Source organism: Tabrizicola sp. (genome assembly GCF_041911175.1).
Lineage (GTDB): Bacteria > Pseudomonadota > Alphaproteobacteria > Rhodobacterales > Rhodobacteraceae > Tabrizicola.
The window spans coordinates 17266-35903 of sequence record NZ_JAYRPN010000015.1 but is presented as its reverse complement, the minus strand read 5'-3'; the positions used below and the strand labels follow the sequence as shown (position 1 = coordinate 35903).

The 18638-nt window shown below is 66.4% G+C and carries 20 protein-coding genes; 7 read left to right on the top strand and 13 right to left on the bottom strand.

The window, feature by feature from the left end; all coding sequences use genetic code 11:
- The 3 genes from ACE3P6_RS01855 to puuE form a co-directional block, all read right to left on the bottom strand.
- The coding region (locus ACE3P6_RS01855; RefSeq protein WP_374391265.1) for an ureidoglycolate lyase at nt 1–197 on the bottom strand (197 nt) is incomplete at its 3' end.
- A gap of 79 nt (nt 198–276) precedes the next feature.
- Entirely contained in the window at nt 277–1131 is an 855-nt protein-coding gene (locus ACE3P6_RS01850) for a bifunctional allantoicase/(S)-ureidoglycine aminohydrolase (protein ID WP_374391264.1), read from the bottom strand.
- Nucleotides 1128–2570 (bottom strand): allantoinase PuuE, encoded by a 1443-nt coding sequence (gene puuE / locus ACE3P6_RS01845; protein ID WP_374391263.1) that lies wholly within the window; start codon nt 2568–2570, stop codon nt 1128–1130. The genes ACE3P6_RS01850 and puuE overlap by 4 nt, the downstream gene beginning before the upstream one ends.
- Before the next feature lie 146 nt (nt 2571–2716).
- Here puuE and uraH point away from each other — a divergent pair, with 146 nt between their 5' ends.
- Both uraH and ACE3P6_RS01835 read left to right on the top strand, forming a co-directional pair.
- Nucleotides 2717–3070 carry a hydroxyisourate hydrolase gene (gene uraH / locus ACE3P6_RS01840; RefSeq protein ID WP_374391262.1) on the top strand — a complete coding sequence of 118 codons (354 nt, stop codon included), beginning with the start codon at nt 2717–2719 and terminating at the stop codon, nt 3068–3070.
- 151 nt (nt 3071–3221) lie between these two features.
- Nucleotides 3222–4676 (top strand): DUF2125 domain-containing protein, encoded by a 1455-nt coding sequence (locus ACE3P6_RS01835; RefSeq protein WP_374391261.1) that lies wholly within the window; start codon nt 3222–3224, stop codon nt 4674–4676.
- Nucleotides 4677–4748: 72 nt separating this feature from the next.
- Here the strand turns inward: ACE3P6_RS01835 and ACE3P6_RS01830 are convergent, their stop codons facing one another.
- Nucleotides 4749–5666: a LysR substrate-binding domain-containing protein gene (locus ACE3P6_RS01830; RefSeq protein ID WP_374391260.1), complete on the bottom strand. Its 918-nt coding sequence runs from the start codon at nt 5664–5666 to the stop codon at nt 4749–4751.
- Between the two features lie 127 nt (nt 5667–5793).
- Here ACE3P6_RS01830 and ACE3P6_RS01825 point away from each other — a divergent pair, with 127 nt between their 5' ends.
- The gene (locus ACE3P6_RS01825; RefSeq protein WP_374391259.1) at nt 5794–7029 is read left to right on the top strand and encodes a urate hydroxylase PuuD; all 1236 of its coding nucleotides are present in this window, start codon (nt 5794–5796) and stop codon (nt 7027–7029) included.
- Nucleotides 7030–7083: 54 nt separating this feature from the next.
- Here ACE3P6_RS01825 and ACE3P6_RS01820 read toward each other — a convergent pair whose 3' ends face one another.
- Nucleotides 7084–7473, bottom strand: coding sequence for a GFA family protein (locus ACE3P6_RS01820; RefSeq protein WP_374391258.1), 390 nt, complete (start codon nt 7471–7473; stop codon nt 7084–7086).
- A 2-nt stretch (nt 7474–7475) separates the two neighbouring features.
- Complete coding sequence (locus ACE3P6_RS01815; RefSeq protein WP_374391257.1) at nt 7476–8294, bottom strand: sulfotransferase family protein; 819 nt, start codon at nt 8292–8294, stop codon at nt 7476–7478.
- A 146-nt stretch (nt 8295–8440) separates the two neighbouring features.
- Between ACE3P6_RS01815 and ACE3P6_RS01810 the strand changes: the two genes are divergently transcribed.
- The 3 genes from ACE3P6_RS01810 (at nt 8441) to ACE3P6_RS01800 (ending at nt 10917) form a co-directional block, all read left to right on the top strand.
- The gene (locus ACE3P6_RS01810) at nt 8441–10018 is read left to right on the top strand and encodes a DUF5928 domain-containing protein (RefSeq protein ID WP_374391256.1); all 1578 of its coding nucleotides are present in this window, start codon (nt 8441–8443) and stop codon (nt 10016–10018) included.
- A 5-nt stretch (nt 10019–10023) separates the two neighbouring features.
- The gene (locus tag ACE3P6_RS01805; RefSeq protein ID WP_374391255.1) at nt 10024–10395 is read left to right on the top strand and encodes an HIT domain-containing protein; all 372 of its coding nucleotides are present in this window, start codon (nt 10024–10026) and stop codon (nt 10393–10395) included.
- A gap of 66 nt (nt 10396–10461) precedes the next feature.
- The gene (locus tag ACE3P6_RS01800; RefSeq protein WP_374391254.1) at nt 10462–10917 is read left to right on the top strand and encodes a DUF1203 domain-containing protein; all 456 of its coding nucleotides are present in this window, start codon (nt 10462–10464) and stop codon (nt 10915–10917) included.
- Nucleotides 10918–11060: 143 nt separating this feature from the next.
- Here the strand turns inward: ACE3P6_RS01800 and ACE3P6_RS01795 are convergent, their stop codons facing one another.
- The 7 genes from ACE3P6_RS01795 to ACE3P6_RS01765 all read right to left on the bottom strand — a co-directional run bounded on the left by ACE3P6_RS01795 (nt 11061) and on the right by ACE3P6_RS01765 (nt 17377).
- Nucleotides 11061–11420 (bottom strand): MmcQ/YjbR family DNA-binding protein, encoded by a 360-nt coding sequence (locus ACE3P6_RS01795; RefSeq protein ID WP_374391253.1) that lies wholly within the window; start codon nt 11418–11420, stop codon nt 11061–11063.
- Nucleotides 11417–14251 carry a DNA polymerase I gene (gene polA / locus ACE3P6_RS01790; protein WP_374391252.1) on the bottom strand — a complete coding sequence of 945 codons (2835 nt, stop codon included), beginning with the start codon at nt 14249–14251 and terminating at the stop codon, nt 11417–11419. The genes ACE3P6_RS01795 and polA overlap by 4 nt, the downstream gene beginning before the upstream one ends.
- 50 nt (nt 14252–14301) lie before the next feature.
- On the bottom strand, nt 14302–14967 hold the full coding sequence (locus ACE3P6_RS01785; RefSeq protein WP_374391251.1) for a DUF2459 domain-containing protein: 666 nt from the start codon (nt 14965–14967) through the stop codon (nt 14302–14304).
- Between the two features lie 148 nt (nt 14968–15115).
- Nucleotides 15116–15601 (bottom strand): hypothetical protein, encoded by a 486-nt coding sequence (locus tag ACE3P6_RS01780; RefSeq protein ID WP_374391250.1) that lies wholly within the window; start codon nt 15599–15601, stop codon nt 15116–15118.
- Nucleotides 15602–15754: 153 nt separating this feature from the next.
- On the bottom strand, nt 15755–15940 hold the full coding sequence (locus ACE3P6_RS01775; RefSeq protein ID WP_374375065.1) for a zinc-finger domain-containing protein: 186 nt from the start codon (nt 15938–15940) through the stop codon (nt 15755–15757).
- A gap of 81 nt (nt 15941–16021) precedes the next feature.
- Complete coding sequence (locus tag ACE3P6_RS01770) at nt 16022–16798, bottom strand: hydroxypyruvate isomerase family protein (protein WP_374391249.1); 777 nt, start codon at nt 16796–16798, stop codon at nt 16022–16024.
- Between the two features lie 6 nt (nt 16799–16804).
- Nucleotides 16805–17377 carry a DUF1285 domain-containing protein gene (locus tag ACE3P6_RS01765; RefSeq protein WP_374391248.1) on the bottom strand — a complete coding sequence of 191 codons (573 nt, stop codon included), beginning with the start codon at nt 17375–17377 and terminating at the stop codon, nt 16805–16807.
- Between the two features lie 220 nt (nt 17378–17597).
- On the opposite strand from ACE3P6_RS01765, the gene ACE3P6_RS01760 reads away from it, so the two are divergent.
- Nucleotides 17598–18602, top strand: coding sequence for an AAA family ATPase (locus tag ACE3P6_RS01760; protein ID WP_374391247.1), 1005 nt, complete (start codon nt 17598–17600; stop codon nt 18600–18602).
- The last annotated feature ends 36 nt before the right edge of the window (nt 18603–18638 follow it).

The following is an 18638-nucleotide window of genomic DNA, read 5'->3' as shown; positions in this document are numbered from 1 at the left end:
TAGGGCAGCGCGCGGGGCCGGGCCCGGAAGACCGAGATGCCCGCCCGGCCTTCGGGGCCGAAGTCGAGCGTCGCGCGGTCGTGGTGGCGCTGGCACATGCCTTCGTTGATCAGGCGGAAGTCGCCGGTGGCGTCGAGCACCTCGCCGAAGGGGGCGAAGGCTTCGGGCGTGAGGGGAGCGGGAATGAGGGTTCTCATGTGCGGCTCCTCGTGCGGCTTCGCCTTCTCGTCGCTGGGGACGGCCCGAGCGAGGAGTGCCGAAGGCTTCGACGAGCGGTCATTTGAGCGGACCGAAGGCGCCGGGGCCGCGCAGCCTGGCGTGGCGGTTGACGTCCTTGTAGAGCAGGTAGCGGAAGCGGCCCGGCCCGGCGGCATAGCAGGCCTGCGGGCAGTAGGCGCGGAGCCACATGAAATCGCCGGCCTCGACCTCGACCCAATCCTGGTTGAGCTTGTAGACCGCCTTGCCTTCCAGGACGTAGAGCCCGTGTTCCATGACATGGGTTTCCTCGAAGGGGATCACGCCGCCGGGCTGGAAGGTGACGATGTTCACATGGGCGTCGTGGCGCAGGTCGTCGGGCTCGACGAAGCGGGTGGTGCCCCAGCGCTCGCCGGTGTCGGGCATCCAGCGCACGGGGACGTCGCGTTCGTTGATCACCAGCGCGTCGGGTGAGGGCACGCCGGGGGCGGGTTCGTAGATCTTGCGCAGCCAGTGGAAGCGGGCGGGGGACTTGCCCTCGGCGAGAAGCGTCCAGCGCGATCCGGCGGGGATATAGGCGTAGGAGCCCGCCTCCATCTCATAGCCGGTGCCGTCGAGGGTCAGGGTGGCGAGGCCCTCGGTGAAGAAAAGCCAGTGCTCTGCGCCCATGTCAGGGTCGGGCGCGTCGGAGCCGCCGCCGGGGGCGACGTCCATGACATATTGGCTGAAGGTTTCGGCGAAGCCCGACATGGGCCGCGCGATCAGCCAGAGTTTCGTGCGGGTCCAGCCGGGCAGGTAGCTGGTGACGATGTCCGAGAAGCAGCCCTTCGGGATGAAGGCATAGGCGCTGGTGAAGACCGCGCGCTGGGTCATGAGCTGGGTCTGCGGCGGCAGCCCGCCGGAGGGAGCGTAGTAGCCGGGGTGTTTCTCGGTCATGGCAGCTGGTCCTTCAGGCGCAGTTCGGCGATGCGCTCCACCTGCTTGCAGGCGGTGGCGAATTCGGTCGGGGTGTCGTTGTCGATGCGGGTCTGGAAGGCCTTGAGGATCGAGGCCTTGGTGTTGTCGCGCACGGCGATGATGAAGGGGAATCCGTGCTTGGCGACATAGGCTTCGTTGAGCCGCTGGAAGGTCGCCCGTTCGTCGTCGGTCAGGGCATCCAGCGCGGCGGAGGCCTGTTCGGAGGTGGACTCGGCCGTCAGGCGCTTTGCCGCCGCCAGTTTCCCGGCGAGGTCGGGGTGGGCCTTGAGGACGCCGAGGCGCTGGTCCGGCGTCGCCGAGCGGAAGATGCGGGCCAGCGCGTTGTGCAGGCCTGCCGCTGAATCATGCGCGGCGCCAAGCTCCAGGTCGAAGGCCTGGTCGGCGATCCAGGGCGAATGTTCGAAAATGGAACCGAAGCGTTCGACAAACCGTTCGCGCGTCATCTGGCTTGGGCGTTCGAAGCGCTTGTGGGGATGGACCATTTTCCAGTGTTCGGCAATGTCGATCCGGCGCGGGAACCAGACGTCATTGTGCGATTTGGCATAATCGAGGAAACGCTTCAGACCGGCGATCTTGCCGGGGCGGCCGATCAGGCGGCAGTGCAGGCCGATGGAGAACATCTTGGCGGCCCCGGCCCCGCCTTCGGCGTAGAGCGTGTCGAAGCTGTCCTTCAGGTACTGGTAGAACTGCTCGCCGGTGATGTAGCCGGGCGCGGTGGCGAAGCGCATGTCGTTGGCTTCCAGCGTATAGGGGATCACCAGCTGGTCATGGTCGCCATATTCGCGCCAGTAGGGCAGGTCGTCGTCGTAGGTGTCGGAAATCCAGGAAAGGCGGCGGGTCTCGGCCGTCAGCCGCACTGTGTTCATGCTGCAGCGGCCGGTATACCAGCCCTGCGGGGGGGCGCCGACCACTTCCTCGTGCAGGCGGAACGACTCGGCGATCTGGCGGGCCTCTTCCTCGGGGGCCATGTCGCGGTGGTCGACCCATTTGAGTCCGTGTGAGGCGATCTCCCACCCGGCGGATTTCATCGCGGCAACCTGTTCGGGGTTGCGGGCCAGCGCCGAGGTCACGCCGTAGATGGTGACGGGGATGTCCATGCCGGTAAACAGCCGGTGCAGCCGCCAGAACCCGGCGCGGGCGCCGTAGTCGTAGATCGATTCCATGTTCCAGTGCCGCATCCCCGGCCAGGGGGCGGCGCCGGCGATGTCGGAGAGGAAGGCCTCGGACTGCGCGTCGCCGTGCAGGATGTTGTTCTCGCCGCCCTCCTCGTAGTTGAGGACAATGGAGACGGCGATCTTTGCGCCGCCGGGCCAGCGGGCATCGGGAGGATTGCTCCCGTGGCCACGGAAATCGCGGGGGTAACGGTTTGCCGGTTCGGTCTTTGCGGGATTGGGCACGGGCGGTCTCCTTCAACGGGAAGACTAGGGGATAATTCGGAAGAGTATTTTCAGGATTTCACGGAAAGTCATATGCGGGCAAGGCCGGGTCGCACAGGCCGCGGATTCATGGTCAGATGCGTGCAACAGGAAGGAAAGGAACGGCGATGGGACGGCTGTCGACACATGTGCTGGACACCGCGAAGGGCAAGCCTGCGGCGGGGGTGAAGATCACGCTTTACCGCATTTCCGGGCAAAGCCATCGCAAGGTGAAGGAAGTTGTCACCAATGCCGACGGGCGGACGGACGGACCGCTGCTGGAGGGCGATTGCCTTGAGCCAGGGAGCTACGAGCTGGTCTTCGCGGCGGGCGACTATCTGCGGGCCACAGGGCAGGCGGGCGAAGGTGTTCTTTTCCTTGACGAAATCCCGATCCGCTTCGGGGTGCCGGATGCGGGCCAGCACTATCATGTGCCGCTCTTGATCTCTCCCTTCGCCTATTCGACCTATCGGGGGTCGTGACGGGGCCCCTGACGCCCCGAAAAGGTCTTGAAACCGTCACTTGCGCATTTCCCGTGACAGGTCTTATGTGGCGGGGCAATTTTTCGGCTTCAAGGAGAACCGCATGTTTCGGATGAATGCTTATTTGGCCGCTCCGGCCCTCGCATTTTTGATGTCGGGCACCGCCCATGCCGCGTTGACGGCCGACCAGGTCTGGCAGTCGTGGAAGGATGCCGGCGCGCTGGTCGGGCTGACCGTCTCGGCGGCGACCGAGAACAACTCGGGCGGGGTCCTGACGCTGAACGGCGTGTCGATCGCTCCGGAAGGCGTTGCGGGGATCACCATTTCCGACATGACGCTGACCGAACAGTCGGACGGCTCGGTCGCGATCGCGCCGGGCGCCGATATCGGCGTGGCGATGTCGGGCGACGCGGAAGGCTCGGTCAAGCTGACGCATGACGGGCTGACCATCACCGCGCATGAGGCGGAGGGCGGTGTGGCCTACGACTATGCGGCGGCCAAGCTGGATGTGGTCTACGACACCAAGTATCCCGGCATGTCGGTCGACGGGTCGGAGGCGCCGAAAGTCGCTGCCTCGGGCACGGTCGGCTTCACCAACCTGGCGGGCACCTATTCCGACACCCCCGGCGCCAACCGGACCTTCGGCCTAGACATCAAGGCCGACAGCCTGGACTACACGACGACGTCCGACGATCCGGGGATGCAGATGAAGCAGACCTCGACCAGCTCGACCGCAGGCGTCGACATGTCGATCGACTTCGCGCTGCCCTCGACCATCGCGCTGGCGTCCATTGCCACGCCCGCCGATTTCACCACCGCGCTGAACGAGGGGCTGAGCTTCAGCCTGACCGCCAAGCAGGGCGAATCCAGCGGCACGGTGAAGCAGGAAAGCGCCTTCATGCCGATGGATCTGGTGATGAAGGCTGGCGGCGGCGAAGGCTCGGTCCTGTTCAACAAGGACACTTTCGCGATGAAGTCCTCGGCGGCTGGCCTGGATATCGAGTCGGCCGCAGGCCTGACGCCGGTTCCGGTCAAGGTGACCTCGGGCCCGATGCAGTTCGGCCTGACGGCGCCGGTGATCGCGACCGAAGCCGCGGGCGACTATGGCTTCCTGCTGAAGCTGAGCCAGTTCAGCGTGAACGAGGAAGCCTGGGCGATGGTCGATCCGCAAGGTGCGCTGAAGCATGACGCGGCCGAGATCGCCATCGACATCTCGGGCAAGGCGAAGATCGACCTGCCCGCCGTAATGATGGCGGAAGAGACCGGGACCACCCCGCCGGTGCCCGCGCCGGAAAGCCTGAACATCACCGAACTGGGCCTGAAGGTCGCGGGTGCGGCGCTGGCCGGGACCGGGGCGTTCACCTTCGACAACTCGATGGGCATCCCGATGCCGCTGGGCGAGGCGAACGTGACCGTGACCGGCGCCAACGCGCTGATCGACGGGCTGATCAAGACCGGCCTCCTGTCGGAAGACGACGCGATGGGCGCGCGGATGATGATGGGCATGTTCATGGTGCCGGGCGCCAATGCCGACGAGCTGACCTCGAAGATCGAAGCCAAGGAAGGCATGCAGATCCTGGTGAACGGCCAGCCGCTGCCGATGTAAGGTCTTGCGGGGTTGACGGAAGGGGGCGGGGCTTCGGTCCCGCCCTTTCTGTTGGCGGGGTGGAACCCCGCCCTACGCGGCGGCGGCCTTGCGCAGGTCGTCGCGGATTTGCGCGGCCATGTAGTCGGTGAAGAGCTGGACCTTGGGGTCCTTCAGCCTGCGGTGCTGGCTGAGGGCGGACAGCTGGATCGGCAGCGGCGGGGTGGCGGTGGCCACGGGAACGAGGCGCCCTTCGCGCAGGTGGTCGGCGACCTCGAACTGCGGCTTCAGCACGATCCCGCGCCCGTCGAGCGCCCAGCCGGTCAGCACGTCGCCGTCATCGCTTTCGAAGGGGCCGGTGATCTCGAACCGGCGCGGGCCTTCGGGGGTCTGCAGCGTCCACTGGAATTCCTTCGCGCCGGGGAAGCGCAGGTTCAGGCAGTCGTGCCGGTCATGCACGAGGGCTGTTCCGTCGGCAGGCATTCCGCGCCGGGCGACATAGGCTGGCGCGGCGCAGAGGAGCCGGGGGCAATCGGCGATGGTGCGGACCTTGAGCGTGGAATCGTCGAGAAGGCCAAGGTGGAAGGCCACGTCGATGCCTTCGGCGACCACGTCGATGCCGCGGTCCGACAGGCGCAGGCGGACGTCGATCTGGGGATACTGGTCCTTGAAGGCCGGGACGCGGGGCGCGATGAGCCGCCGCCCGATTCCCAGGGGCGCCGCGACAAAGATCGTCCCGCGCGGGTTCTGCGTCACGTCCATCACCGCGGATTCGGCGTCGTCGATCGCCTCCAGCACGCGGCGGGCGCCGTCATAGAAGATGCGGCCGTTCTCCGTGGGTTGCAGGCTGCGGGTGGTGCGGGAGAAGAGCCTTACGCCGAGGTGCTTCTCCAGTTCCGAAATCCGGGCCGAGGCGACGGCGGGCGAGGTGCGCTGGTCGCGGGCGGCGGCGGACATGCTGCCCAGCTCGTAGACGCGGACGAACATGCGGATGTTGTTCACATAGGACATCGGGGGGCCATTGTTCGGCGCGGGTTGAAAGTGATGCGGCGTTTCTATGGATTAACAGAAAGGTGCAGCGCAGGATAGCGTTTCGAAAAGCCGGGAGGGATGGCGATGCCAAAGCGGAGACGTGATCATGTATGATTGGGTCGTCTTGGGGGAATGGGTCGAGATCGCCGTGCGCTGGTTGCATGTGATCACGGCGATTGCCTGGATCGGGTCGAGTTTCTATTTCATCGCGCTGGACCTCGGGTTGCACCGCGACCGCAACCTGACCAGCGGGGCGGATGGCGAGGAATGGCAGGTCCACGGCGGGGGGTTCTACCATATCCAGAAATACCTCGTGGCGCCGGCCTCGATGCCCGACCACCTGGTCTGGTTCAAATGGGAAAGCTATGCGACCTGGCTGTCGGGCTTCACCATGCTGGTGCTGGTCTACTACATGGGGGCCCAGCTGTTCCTGATCGACCCGCAGGTGATGGACCTGCAGGTCTGGCAGGCGGTCTGCATCTCGCTCGCATCGCTGGCCTTCGGCTGGATCGCCTATACCACGCTCTGCAAGGTCTTCGTGAACGCGAACCAGACGGTGCTGATGGTGGCGCTGTTCGGGGTGCTGGTGGCGATGTCGTGGTTCTACACCCAGGTCTTCAGCGGGCGGGCGGCGATGCTGCACCTGGGGGCGTTCACGGCCTCGATCATGTCGGGCAACGTGTTCTTCGTGATCATGCCGAACCAGCGGGTGGTGGTGGCCGACCTGAAGGCGGGCCGGAAGCCGGACCCGAAATACGGCAAGATCGCCAAGCAGCGCAGCACCCACAACAACTACCTGACGCTGCCGGTCGTCTTCCTGATGCTGTCGAACCACTACCCGCTGATCTTCGCGACCCAGTGGAACTGGGTGATCGCCAGCCTCGTCTTCCTGATGGGCGTCACGATCCGGCACTGGTTCAACACCAAGCATGCGCGCGCGGGCAACCCGCACTGGACCTGGGCCGTGACGGTGGTGCTGTTCCTGGTCATCGCCTGGCTGTCCACCGCGCCGATGCGAGTGGCGGCCGAAGGCGAGGCCGCGCTGAAGGGCGAGGCGCTGGTCTATGCCTCGGCCCCCGGCTTCGATGAGGTGGTGGGCATCGTGCAGGGCCGCTGTTCGATGTGCCATGCGGCGGAACCGGGCTGGGAGGGCCTGCATTGGCCGCCGAAGGACGTGGTGCTGGAGACCGAGGCGCAGATCGCGCATGAGGCGCGGCGGATCTACCTGCAGGCGGGCGTGACCCATGCGATGCCGCCGGGCAACCTGAGCTTCATCGAGCCGGAGGAGCGGGAGGCCATAGTGAAGTGGTTCCGGGCGGCGGGGGCGGAAGACCCGGTGTGAGGCCGGACCAAAACTCTTCGAAGAGTTTTGCAAATTCCTTCGAAGGAATTTGGCTCAGCCTTCGGTCCGGCCTTCGCCACGGTCCTTTTCGTAGTGCCGCATCCCGGTGAACTCCGGCAGCCAGTCCTCGCGCCGGATGGTCCACAGCTCGTAGGTCGGGCGGAAGCGGGACGGCTCGTCAAGGGAGCCGAGGTTGATGCCGATTTCGTCGTCCCAGATGGCCAGGACGGGCGAGCCGCAGGTCGGGCAGAAGCTGCGGTCGCCGAAGCTGCGATACGCGCCGGTGATGGTGACGGCGGATGCTGGAAAGATCGCCGAGGCATGGAACAGCGCGCCGTGGTGCTTGCGGCAGTCCAGGCAGTGACAGAGGCCGACGCGGTAGGGAGCGCCCGTCGCGGTAAAGCGCAGCGCGCCGCAGAGGCAACCGCCGGTGACCTGTCCCATGATCAATCCCCCAGCTTGGCGTGAACCTCGTCCAGATCAACCGGGCCCTTCGGCAGCTTGTTCGCAGGATTGTCGAAATCATAGCGGAAGAGCTGGAAGTCGCGCTTGTAGATTTCCCACATCAGATGCATCGACAGGTCGTCGAAATAGGCCTCGACCGGATGGGCGCGCTTCGGCCCGTGGCCTTCGCTTTCGTTGAAGCGCGGAATCGCGGCCAGGTCGACCGGGTGCTTCACCTGGATGTTGTCCAGCACCAGCTGCATGCCGGGATTGAACTCCTCGGTGAAGAAGATCTGGTTGTAGCGCCCGCCGTTGACGATGAAGGTCGAGACATGGCCCGCCATCGCCGACCAGTGGATGTCGGGCTCCATCGGTTTCTTCCAGCGGATGCTGTCGCGGGCGAAGAGCAGGAAGCGGCGGAAGCTGGCGATCTGGTCGAACTCCTGCTTGCCATCCTCGCCCCCGACCTCGATCCCGTATTTCTGGATCAGCAGCGGCACCAGGTTGCCGCGGTAGCGCTTGCCGTTCCTCTGGATGCCGCAGATCTTGTCGAAGAAGGATGACAGGATGCGGGTATAGGGATTGCGCACGCAGGTGAAGGCATAGGTCTGCCGGGCGCGGACGGTGCGGTCGATCACCGGCTGGCTGGCGTCGAGCGCCCATTTGTGCAGGCCCGTGGTGGCATCGTGGATGTCGCCGTCGAAGAACTGGCCGTGGTCGGAGTAGTACATGATCTGCCCGATGGTCGAGCAGGCACATTTCGGCACCACCCGGTAGACGACGCTTTCGCTTTCCGTCATCCAAGTTCCGGGAAAACCCATTCGCGAATACCCTCCCTTGCCAAATGCTTCTGTTGTAAGTGTTATCTCCGATTGCAGCAATCAAGCAGACAAGTTCGGGCTTTTCAAGGACGTATGGCCCGGTCTAGGGAAGCCCTGCCCACCCGAGATCGCCAGACCAGCACAGAATGACGCAGATCGCCTTCATCCTGCTTTGCCACAAGGACCCGGAGGGGGTCATCGCGCAGACCTTGCGGCTGACGGCGGCGGGGGATTGCGTGGCGATCCATTTCGACGCGCGCTCCAGCATGGCCGACTTCGCCCGCATCCGCGAGGCGCTGGCGGCGAACCCGCAGGTCGCCTTCGCGCGGCGGCGCATCCGCTGCGGCTGGGGCGAATGGAGCCTGGTGGCGGCGACGCTGGAGGGGCTGAAGGCCGCAGTGGCGGCCTTTCCGGGGGCCACGCATTTCTACATGCTCTCGGGCGATTGCATGCCGATCAAGACGGCGGAATACATCCGGGGGCGTCTCGACCGCGAGAACGTGGACCATATCGAAAGCTTCGACTTCTACGGCTCGGACTGGATCAAGACCGGGATCAAGGAAGAACGGCTGATCTACCGGCACTGGTTCAACGAGCGCAAGCGCAAGGGACTGTTCTACCGCTCGCTGGAGCTGCAGCGGCGCTTCGGCCTGGCGCGCAAGGTGCCCGAGGACCTGGCGATGCGCATCGGCAGCCAGTGGTGGTGCCTGCGCCGCCGCACGGTCGAGGCGGTGCTGGACTTCGCCGCCCGGCGCCGTGACGTGACGCGGTTCTTCGCGACGACCTGGATCCCGGACGAGACCTTCTTCCAGACCCTTGTCGCGCATCTGGTGCCAGAGCGCGAAATCCGCTCGCGCACGCTGACCTTCCTGATGTTCACCGACTACGGAATGCCGGTGACCTTCTACGACGACCACCACGACCTGCTCCTGTCGCAGGAATATCTCTTCGCCCGCAAGATCAGCCCGGATGCGAAAGCGCTGAAGGACAGGTTGGGCGCGCTTTATGCCGAGACCGGGCGCCGCTTCACCATCTCGGACGAGGGGCGTCGGCAGTTCGCCTACCTCACCGCCCGGGGGCGCGAGGGGCGGCGGTTCGCACAGCGCGTCTGGGAGGCCGAGACCAGCCTTGGCCGTGGCCGGACGCTGATGGTGGTGACCTGCAAGAAATGGCATGTGGCGAAGCGCCTGGTCGAAAGGGTGCGCGGGGTGACCGGGATTCCGGCCGTGGACTACCTGTTCGACGAACGGGAAACCGCGCTTCCCGACCTGGGCGGCATCCAGACGACGCTGGAAAAGCGGATGCGGCATCGCCGGGCGCTGGTCCGGATGCTGTTCGAGCATTGGGGCACCGACCGGCTTGTGCTTTGCGTCGACCCGGGCAGTTTCGAGCTGATCCAGGATTTCCGGCAGGACCGGGCGCGGATGCGGCTGCTGGAGATCGACTGCGCCTTTACCGACGACTATCTGGTGGGCCATGCTCGCCGGGTGGGGCTGGCGGGGCCGGAAACGCCGGTGGCGGCGATGGAAAAGCTGTTGCCGACGATCCGCCATGATGTGAAGTTCGAAAGCGACCGGCTGCGCGAACTGGATCTGGCGGGGCATTTCCACCTGCGCCAGGGCGCGAGCCGGGAGGAGAATGCCGAGGCGCTGGCGGGCTTTCTGGACATCGCGCTGGACACCGCGCGCGAGATCGCCGCAACCGACTATCTATTCGTGGATTGAGTGACATGAGCTGGACTTATGACCCGACCAACATCTTCGCCCGCATCCTGCGCGGTGAAATTCCGAACAAGACGGTGATGGAGACGCCGCATACGCTGGTGTTCCACGACATCCATCCGCAGGCCCCGGTGCATGTGCTGGCGATCCCGAAGGGGGCCTATGCCAGCTTCGACCATTTCGCCGCCGAAGCGTCCGAGGCCGAGCTGGTCGATTTCCACCGCACGGTGGCCAAGGTCTGCGCGATCCTGGGGCTGACGGGCGAGGACGGGTTCCGGGCGATCTCCAATGCGGGGGTGCACGGAATGCAGGAGGTGCCGCATTTCCACCTGCATATCCTGGGCGGGCGGGTCCTGGGGCGGATGCTGGAACGCGGTTGAACCCGCAAGCTTCGGGTCGCCTTCGCGCGGGCCGGGCACCATCTTCCGGGAAAAGCGGAGGATGACATGCGGTATGTGGCGATCCCGACCCCGGTGGTCCGGGCCTTGCAGGCGGGCGGCTTGGATGCGAACGGCCAGCTGCCGGAGCGGAAGCTTGCGGAAGGCGGCGGCAATACCTGTCGGCACTGCCTGAAGCTGATCCCGGAAGGGGCGGGGATGCTGGTCCTGGCGCATCGCCCCTTCCCCGCGCCGCAGCCCTATGCCGAGGTCGGGCCGATCTTCCTGTGCGCGGAGCCTTGCGAGGCGGGGGGCGGGGAGGATTTGCCCGCGATGCTGGCCGCGCCCGACTATATCGTCCGGGGCTATGGGGTGGATGACCGGATCGTCTATGGCACCGGGGGCGTGGTGGCGACCGCGGCGATCCCGGCGCGGGCGGCGGAGCTGCTGGCGGACGACCGGGTGGACTATGTGCATGTGCGGTCGGCGCGGAACAACTGCTTCCAGTGCCGGGTCGAGCGCTGAGGTCGGGGCGGCTATCAAATCGAGCGGCTGGTCGCCGCAAGTCTTTTCTCTCGGTCCTGCGCGTGAAGGACGCGCAGGACCGAGGCTGATGGGGGCGCTGCCCCCAAACCCCCGGGATATTTGGGGACAGAAAATCAGGCTGGTCAGGGAGCTGGATGAGTGGCGTCCCATTCCTTCAGCCAGCGCTTCGGCGCGATGTTGCGCCATTGCCGGGTCAGGCGCGCTTTGGCCCAGCCTTCGTCGATGTGCCCGGCACGGACCAGAATCAGCCCGTGCGGGGTGTAGTGCGGGTGGAGGAAGAAGCTGTCGGGGTCGGCCTGGAGGAGCATCTCGCGTTCCTCCGGGGATGCCTTGAACGGGGCGCCGTCGGCGAGGGCGGCCCAGTAGCACCACATGCGGCCATGCGCCTTCAGGACTTCGTGGCCCCAGGGATGGGCGATGGTCACCTCGGGGAGGTTCAGGCCGACGGCGAGAGCCTTGAGCTGGGGCCAGTCCTGGATCAATGCGCTTCCGCCCAGTTGCGGCCCTTTCCGGCTTCGACGGCGAGGTGGACCTTCAGGCTGACGGCGGGGGCGGAGGCGGTTTCCATCACCTCTTTCGCGATGGGGATCAGGCGGTCGGCGTCGGCTTCCGACACTTCGAACAGCAGTTCGTCGTGGACCTGCAGCAGCATCTTCGCGTCGATCCCGGCGATGGCTTTCGGCATGCGGATCATCGCGCGGCGGATCACGTCGGCGGCGGTGCCCTGGATCGGCGCGTTGATCGCGGCGCGTTTGGCGAAGCCTGCGCCGGGGCCCTTGGCGTTGATCTCGGGCGTGTTGATCCGGCGGCCGAAGAGGGTCTGCACGAAGCCGTTCGTCTGGGCGAATTTCACCGTGTCGGTCATGTAGCCGCGGATGCCGGGGAAGCGTTCGAAATAGCGGTCGATGAAGCCCTGCGCCTCGGCCCTTGGGATGCGCAGGTTGCGGGCGAGGCCGAAGCCGGAGATGCCGTAGATCACCCCGAAGTTGATTGCCTTGGCCTTGCGGCGGATGTCGGAGGTCATCTGGTCGAGGGGTACGTTGAACATCTCGGACGCGGTGAGGGCGTGGATGTCGATCCCGTCCTCGAAGGCTTTCCGGAGTTCGGGGATGTCGGCGATGTGGGCGAGGATGCGCAGCTCGATCTGGCTGTAGTCGAGGCTGACGAGGACGCGGCCCTTCGGGGCCACGAAAGCCTCACGGATGCGGCGGCCTTCCTCGGTGCGGACGGGAATGTTCTGCAGGTTCGGGTCGGTCGAGGCGAGGCGACCGGTGTTGGCCCCGGCGATGGAGTAGGAGGTGTGGACGCGGCCGGTACCTTCGTTGATCGCCAGTTGCAGCGCATCGGTGTAGGTGGATTTCAGCTTGGCGATCTGGCGCCAGTCGAGGATGCGGGCGGCCAGCTTCGCGCCCTGCGGGTGGCTGCCTTCCAGCGTCGTGATGTCTTCCAGGATGTCGGCCCCGGTGCCATAGGCACCGGTCTTGCCCTTCTCGCCGCCGGGGATTTGCAGCCGGTCGAAGAGGATTTCGCCCAGCTGTTTGGGCGACCCGACGTTGAACTTCTCGCCCGCGATGTCCTGGATCTCCTCCTCCAGCTGCACCAGCTTCTGCGCGAAGGCGTTGGACATGCGGTTCAGCGTGTCGCGGTCGACCTGGATGCCGGCCATCTCCATATCGGCCAGCACCGGAACCAGCGGGCGTTCAAGCGTTTCGTAGACGGTCGTCACTTTGGCGCGGTGCAGGCGGGGCTTGAAGACCTGCCAGAGGCGGAGGGTGACGTCGGCGTCTTCCGCGGCGTATTTCACCGCCTCGTCGATGGCGACCTTGTCGAAGGTGATCTGGGATTTGCCTGACCCCAGAAGCGACTTGATCGGGATCGGGGTATGGCCGAGGTAGCGCTCGGAAAGTTCGTCCATGCCGTGATTGTGCAGGCCCGCGTGCATGGCATAGGACATCAGCATGGTGTCGTCGAAGGGGGTGATCCGCACCCCGAGGCGGGCGAAGATCTTCCAGTCGTATTTCATGTTCTGGCCGATCTTCAGGATGGACGGGTCTTCCAGAACCGGGCGCAGGACGTTGAGCGTTTCGGGGATCGTCAGCTGGTCGGGCGCCAGCGCCGTGGCCCCGAACAGGTCGCCGCCGCCGGTGGTGTGGGCAAGCGGGATGTAGGCGGCCTTGCCCGCGTCGGTGCTGAGGGAAATGCCGACCAGTTCGGCACGCATTTCATCAAGGCTGGTGGTCTCGGTGTCGATGGCGACAAGGCCGACCTCGCGGATGCGGTCGAGCCAGCGGGCGAGGGCGGGAAGGTCGCGGATGCACTCGTAGGCGGTGGCGTCGAAGGGCAGCTGCTCCTCGTTCGCCTTCGGCTCCTCCTCGCGGGGGGCGACCTGCAGTTGCGAGGTTTCCGGCAGGGCGGGGGCCGTGATGCCCAGCTTGTCGGCGACGCGCTTGGTCAGGGTGCGGAATTCCATCCTGGTCAGGAAGTCCATGATGGTCTGCGGGTCCGGCAGGCGGATTTCCAGCTCGCCCAGGGTCACGTCCAGCGGGGTATCCGCCTTCAGCGTCACCAACTCGCGGCTGATGCGGATCTTCCCGGCGTTGTCGACCAGCGCTTCGCGGCGTTTGGGTTGCTTGATTTCTCCGGCCCGCGCCAGAAGCGTGTCGAGGTCGCCATATTCGTTGATGAGAAGGGCAGCGGTCTTCAGCCCGATCCCGGGCGCGCCGGGGACGTTGTCGACCGAGTCGCCCGCCAGAGACTGCACGTCGATCACCCGGTCGGGGCCGACGCCGAATTTCTCCATCACCTCGTCGGGGCCGATGACACGGGTCTTCATCGGGTCGAACATGTCCACGCCGGGGCGGATCAGCTGCATCAGGTCCTTGTCGGAGGAGATGATGGTGCAGCTGCCCCCCGCCTCCACCGCCTCGCGGGCGAGGGTGGCGATGATGTCGTCGGCCTCATAGCCCTCGGCCTCCAGGCAGGCGACGTTGAAGGCGCGGGTGGCCTCGCGGGTCAGCGGGAACTGCGGGCGCAGGTCCTCGGGCAATTCCGGGCGGTTGGCCTTGTATTCGGGGTAGAGCGCGTTGCGGAAGGTGGTGGCGGAATGGTCGAAGACCACGGCGAGATGGGTCGCCGCCTTGCCGTTCGAGGTAGCGCGGGAAAGCTCGTTCCACAGGATGTTGCAGAAGCCCGCGACGGCACCGACCGGCAGGCCGTCGGATTTCCGGGTCAGGGGCGGCAGGGCGTGATAGGCGCGGAAGATATAGGCCGAGCCGTCGATGAGGTGAAGGTGGTGGCCTTTGCCGAAGGTCATGGTCGTCTCCCGAGTCAGGGGGAGAGATTGGCAGAAGGTGACGGGAAGGGCTACCCGCTTTGGCCGGTGAGGTAGTCGAGCGACAGGGCGACGGACCAGTTGGCGGGGGTCCAGAGGCCGAAGCGGATGCCCGCGGCACGCAGGGTTTCGCCGAGCCAGACGTTGCAGGTGCGCAGCGCGCTGAAATGGCCGTGGGCGGGGAAGAAGGCGTCGGTGCCGGTGAAGCCGGGGTGGTCCAGCTTCGTTTCGCTGGCGAAGGCGGCGGTGGCTTGCGCCAGAAGCGCCTGGAACTGCGCCTCGGAGAGCCGGAGGAAGCGCAGGTTTTCCAGGGGCGGCAGGGGGCCGAGCGCGTCGAGCCGGATCACGGCATCGTCGCCGGTCGCGGCGGTCAGGACGGCCCCGGCGGTGATGTCGGCATAGGTGCCTGCCGTGGTGTAGAAGGCGGAGGAGCCCCGGCCGAGGAGCAGCCACCGGGCGTCGGGATGGTTCAGGGGGACGCCAGCGGCTTCGGCAAAGGCGAAGCGGGCGCGGGTCTCTGGCGTGAGGGGGAAGAGGATGTCGGTGTGAATCGGGCCTTGCAGGAGGCCAATGGTATGGGCGGGAGGGCCGGAGAGGTCGGGCCCCGGGCCGGGGATCAGCGGTAAAAGGACCGAGGCCAAGAGGTAGAGGACGGGCAGGGCCAGTGTCAGGAGGGCAAGACGAAGGGCGCGGCGCATGGGCGGGTCCGATGGGCAGATCGGTCCGATGCTGGCACGGGCTGAAGGCCACCCGCAAGGTGCGGCGGCCCGGATGCGACGGGTGGGTCACGCGGCAGAAAGGGCGGCACCTCTCGGCACCGCCCCTCATCATGACATCGGGCTGGTGTCAGAACCCGCCGATCATGTCGCAGACGGCCCGCAGGCGGACCGGGTCGGCGACGAAGTTGGTCGCCATCGGGGTCGAGTTCTCGGCTGTCTCTGCCCCCTCGGTCGGCTGCGGCGAAGGGGTCGAGGTGGTATCTGCCGGAGCGGTGGTTTCCTCGGTCTGCGCGCCTTCGGTGGGCTGCGGCGAGGGGGTCGAGGTGGTGTCGGCGGGCGCGGTGTTCTCGGCCGTCTGCGCGCCTTCGGTCGGCAGGTTCGCGCATTGGTCGCGCAGCGCCTGCTGGTCCTCGGGGGTCAGCGAAGACCAGCCGGCCTTGGCTTCTTCGGCGCTGCGCAGCGTGACGTAGCCGTCATCGCTGTAGAAGGCCGCGCCCGAGCGGCTGGACAGGCCTTCGCTGTCGATCGCGTTGCCGGCATTGCCGTCGGCTTCGGTCTGGGCAAGGGCAGGGGCCGCCAGAAGGACGGCGAAGAGGGGTGCGTAGAGTTTCATCGGTGATCTCCGGTTGCGGTTCCACTTAGATCGACCTCGTCGCAGCCAGCCGGAAAGGCCGGATGAGCCGAGGTCCTGCAGTGAGAACGGGATCGGAGCGAAGATGTTCCAGAACGCCGGGAGCGAAGGCGTGAAGCCGCCGCCGCGCCCGCGTCAGTGATCGTCGTGGGCGTGGTCGCGGTCGATGACGTAGCGCTTGTCGCAGTAGCCGCAGTCGACCCAGCCGGTTTCCAGCGGGATGCTCAGCCAGACGCGGGGGTGCCCGAGCGCGCCCTCGCCGCCGTCGCAGGCCACTTTCCAGCTGGTGACGGTCTGGGTCTCGGGGGCGTCGATGGGCATGGGCTTGGGTCCTGTCTTGTCCGCATCGCCTTTTAGCGGGCGAGGGGGGCGGGGCACAAGGGGAATGGCGGCGGGATCGGCCTACCCCCCGATCAGCGCTCCGCGCGATTTCAGCGCAGCCAGCCAGCCGAGGCCCTGCGCCGTGCCCTTCGCCGGGCGGTATTCGCCGGAAATCCAGACATGGGGGCAATGCGTGTCGATGGCATCGCAGAGGTCGGGCAGCGAGAAGCCGCCGCCGCCCGGTTCGTTCCGCGCCGGGAAGCCGGCGATCTGGACATGGTTGATCCGGCTCTGGTGGTCCTGCCACACCAGCCCGGCATCGCCGTGCAGACGGGCGGCGTGCCAGATGTCGAACTGCAAGCCGATACGCGGGCTGGCGACATCGTCCAGGATACGCGCGGCCTGGTCGTAGTCGTTCAGGAAATAGCCTGGCATGTCGTCGGGGTTCAGCGGCTCCAGTGTCAGCGAAAGGTCCGGCGCCTCGGCCAGCGCCCAGGTCAGGTTCTCGACATAGCACTGTTCCGCCTGCGGGCCCTTGGCGACGCCCGCCATCACGTGCACCCGCGCAGCACCCAGCCGGGCCGCATATTCGGCGGCACGCAGAAAGCTGTCGCGGAAGCGCAACTCCATCCCCGGCACGGCGGCGAAGCCCCGGTCGCCGGAAGCCCAGTCGCCGGGGGGGGTGTTGATCAGGGCAAGCGGCAGGCCGTTCAGCGCGCGCTCCCACTCGGCCATCGGATGATCATAGGGGAACAGCACCTCGACCCCGTCGAAACCGCAGCGCGCCGCCCAGTCGGGGCGGTCAAGCACAGGGACCTCGGTGAAGAGATAGGTCAGGTTGGCGGCGAAGCGGGGCATGTCAGATCAGGGCAATTCCGACGAGGGGATGACCGGGAAGAACTGCCCCGAGGACCAGAGTCCGAACCACTTATGCCCGTCGTGGTCGTGATGGCAACCCAGATCAATCAGCCGGTAGAAGGATTTCCGGTCGATCAGCGCCCAGAGATTGCGGCGGATCAGCACATAGGGCGAGGGCTCGCCCGTTTCCGCGTCGCGCTCCACCCGCAGCGGATGGTCGGGGCCAAGGGTGGCCGTATCCTCGGTCTTCGTGGTGAAGGTGAGGGTCTGGCCGGTCCCCGCGCCGGTTGCGTCGAAGTCCACGGCGAGGAGGGGGGCGTCGTCGACCCTGATCCCCACCTTCTCGACCGGGGTGACGAGGAAGTAAGCGTCGCCCTCGCGCTTCAGGATCGAGGAGAAGAGCTTGACCAGCGGCGCGCGGCCGATCGGGGTGCCGAGGTAGAACCAGGTCCCGTCCCGGGCGATGCGCATGTCGAGATCGCCGCAGAAGGGCGGGTTCCACAGATGGACCGGGGGAGGGCCCTTCTGTCCGGCGGCCTTGGCGGCGGCGGCGAGCGTATCGGCATTGGGTTTGGTCATGGGGGAAATGTAGCGGGCTTCGGCGCGGGTGCAACCGGGGGTTCCGGCCGGGGCGAAGGGCAAATCTTTTCGAAAAGATTTGAAAAAGCCTTCGAAGGCTTTTGGTCCCCGCCCTGACGCCCCTCTCACGATCATTTGTGTCAAGTCGCCTTTTGCCATTTGTGCCCGCCGGGATAGTTCGATTTACTGGCGGGAACGGACCCTGAAGGGAGCATGAGGCATGGCCGACACCAAGGCGCTGGTCGCGGAAATCGAGGCGCTGGGCGCCACGCTGGGGCAGGCGAAGGCCTCGATCAACCGCCGCTTCATCGGTCAGGAAAAGGTGGTGGACCTCGTCCTCGCCTCGATGCTGTGTGGTGGGCATGCGCTTCTGGTGGGGCTTCCGGGGCTGGGGAAAACCCGGCTGGTGGACACTTTGGGCACGGTGATGGGACTGAAGGCCAACCGGGTGCAGTTCACGCCCGACCTGATGCCCGCCGATATCCTCGGCTCGGAAGTGCTGGAAACTTCGGTCGACGGGGGTCGCGCCTTCCGCTTCGTCGAAGGGCCGATCTTCTGCCAGCTTCTGATGGCGGACGAGATCAACCGGGCCTCGCCGCGCACGCAGTCGGCGCTGTTGCAGGCGATGCAGGAGAAGGAAGTGACCATCGCGGGCCAGCACCGCCCTTTGGGTCGGCCTTTCCATGTGCTTGCGACGCAGAACCCGATCGAGCAGGAGGGCACCTATCCCCTGCCCGAGGCGCAGCTTGACCGCTTCCTCGTGCAGGTCGATGTGGACTACCCGACCCGCCAGACCGAACGCGACATCCTGATCGCGACGACTGGGGCCGAGGAGGCCGAGGCGCATCAGGTCTTCACCGCGCAAGGCCTGATCGACGCGCAGTCGGTGATCCGCCGGATGCCGGTGGGCGAGCAGGTGGTGGAGGCGATCCTCGACCTCGTCCGCGCCTGCCGTCCGGGGGAACCCGAGGGCCGCGATCTGGCGGATGCGCTGTCCTGGGGGCCGGGGCCGCGTGCGGCGCAGGCGCTGATGCTGATGGTGCGGGCCAAGGCGCTGCTGGAGGGGCGGCTGGCCCCGTCGATCTCGGACGTGGCCGACCTTGCGCAGTCGGTGCTGGTGCATCGGATGGCGCTCAGCTTTGCCGCAAGGGCGCGGGGCGAGACGCTGGCCGGGATCATCGCCCGGGTGACGACCCGGGTGCTGAAGCTTGAGGCGGCGGCGTGACGAGATCACCCGCCCCAGTTCTCAGAGAAGAGGCGT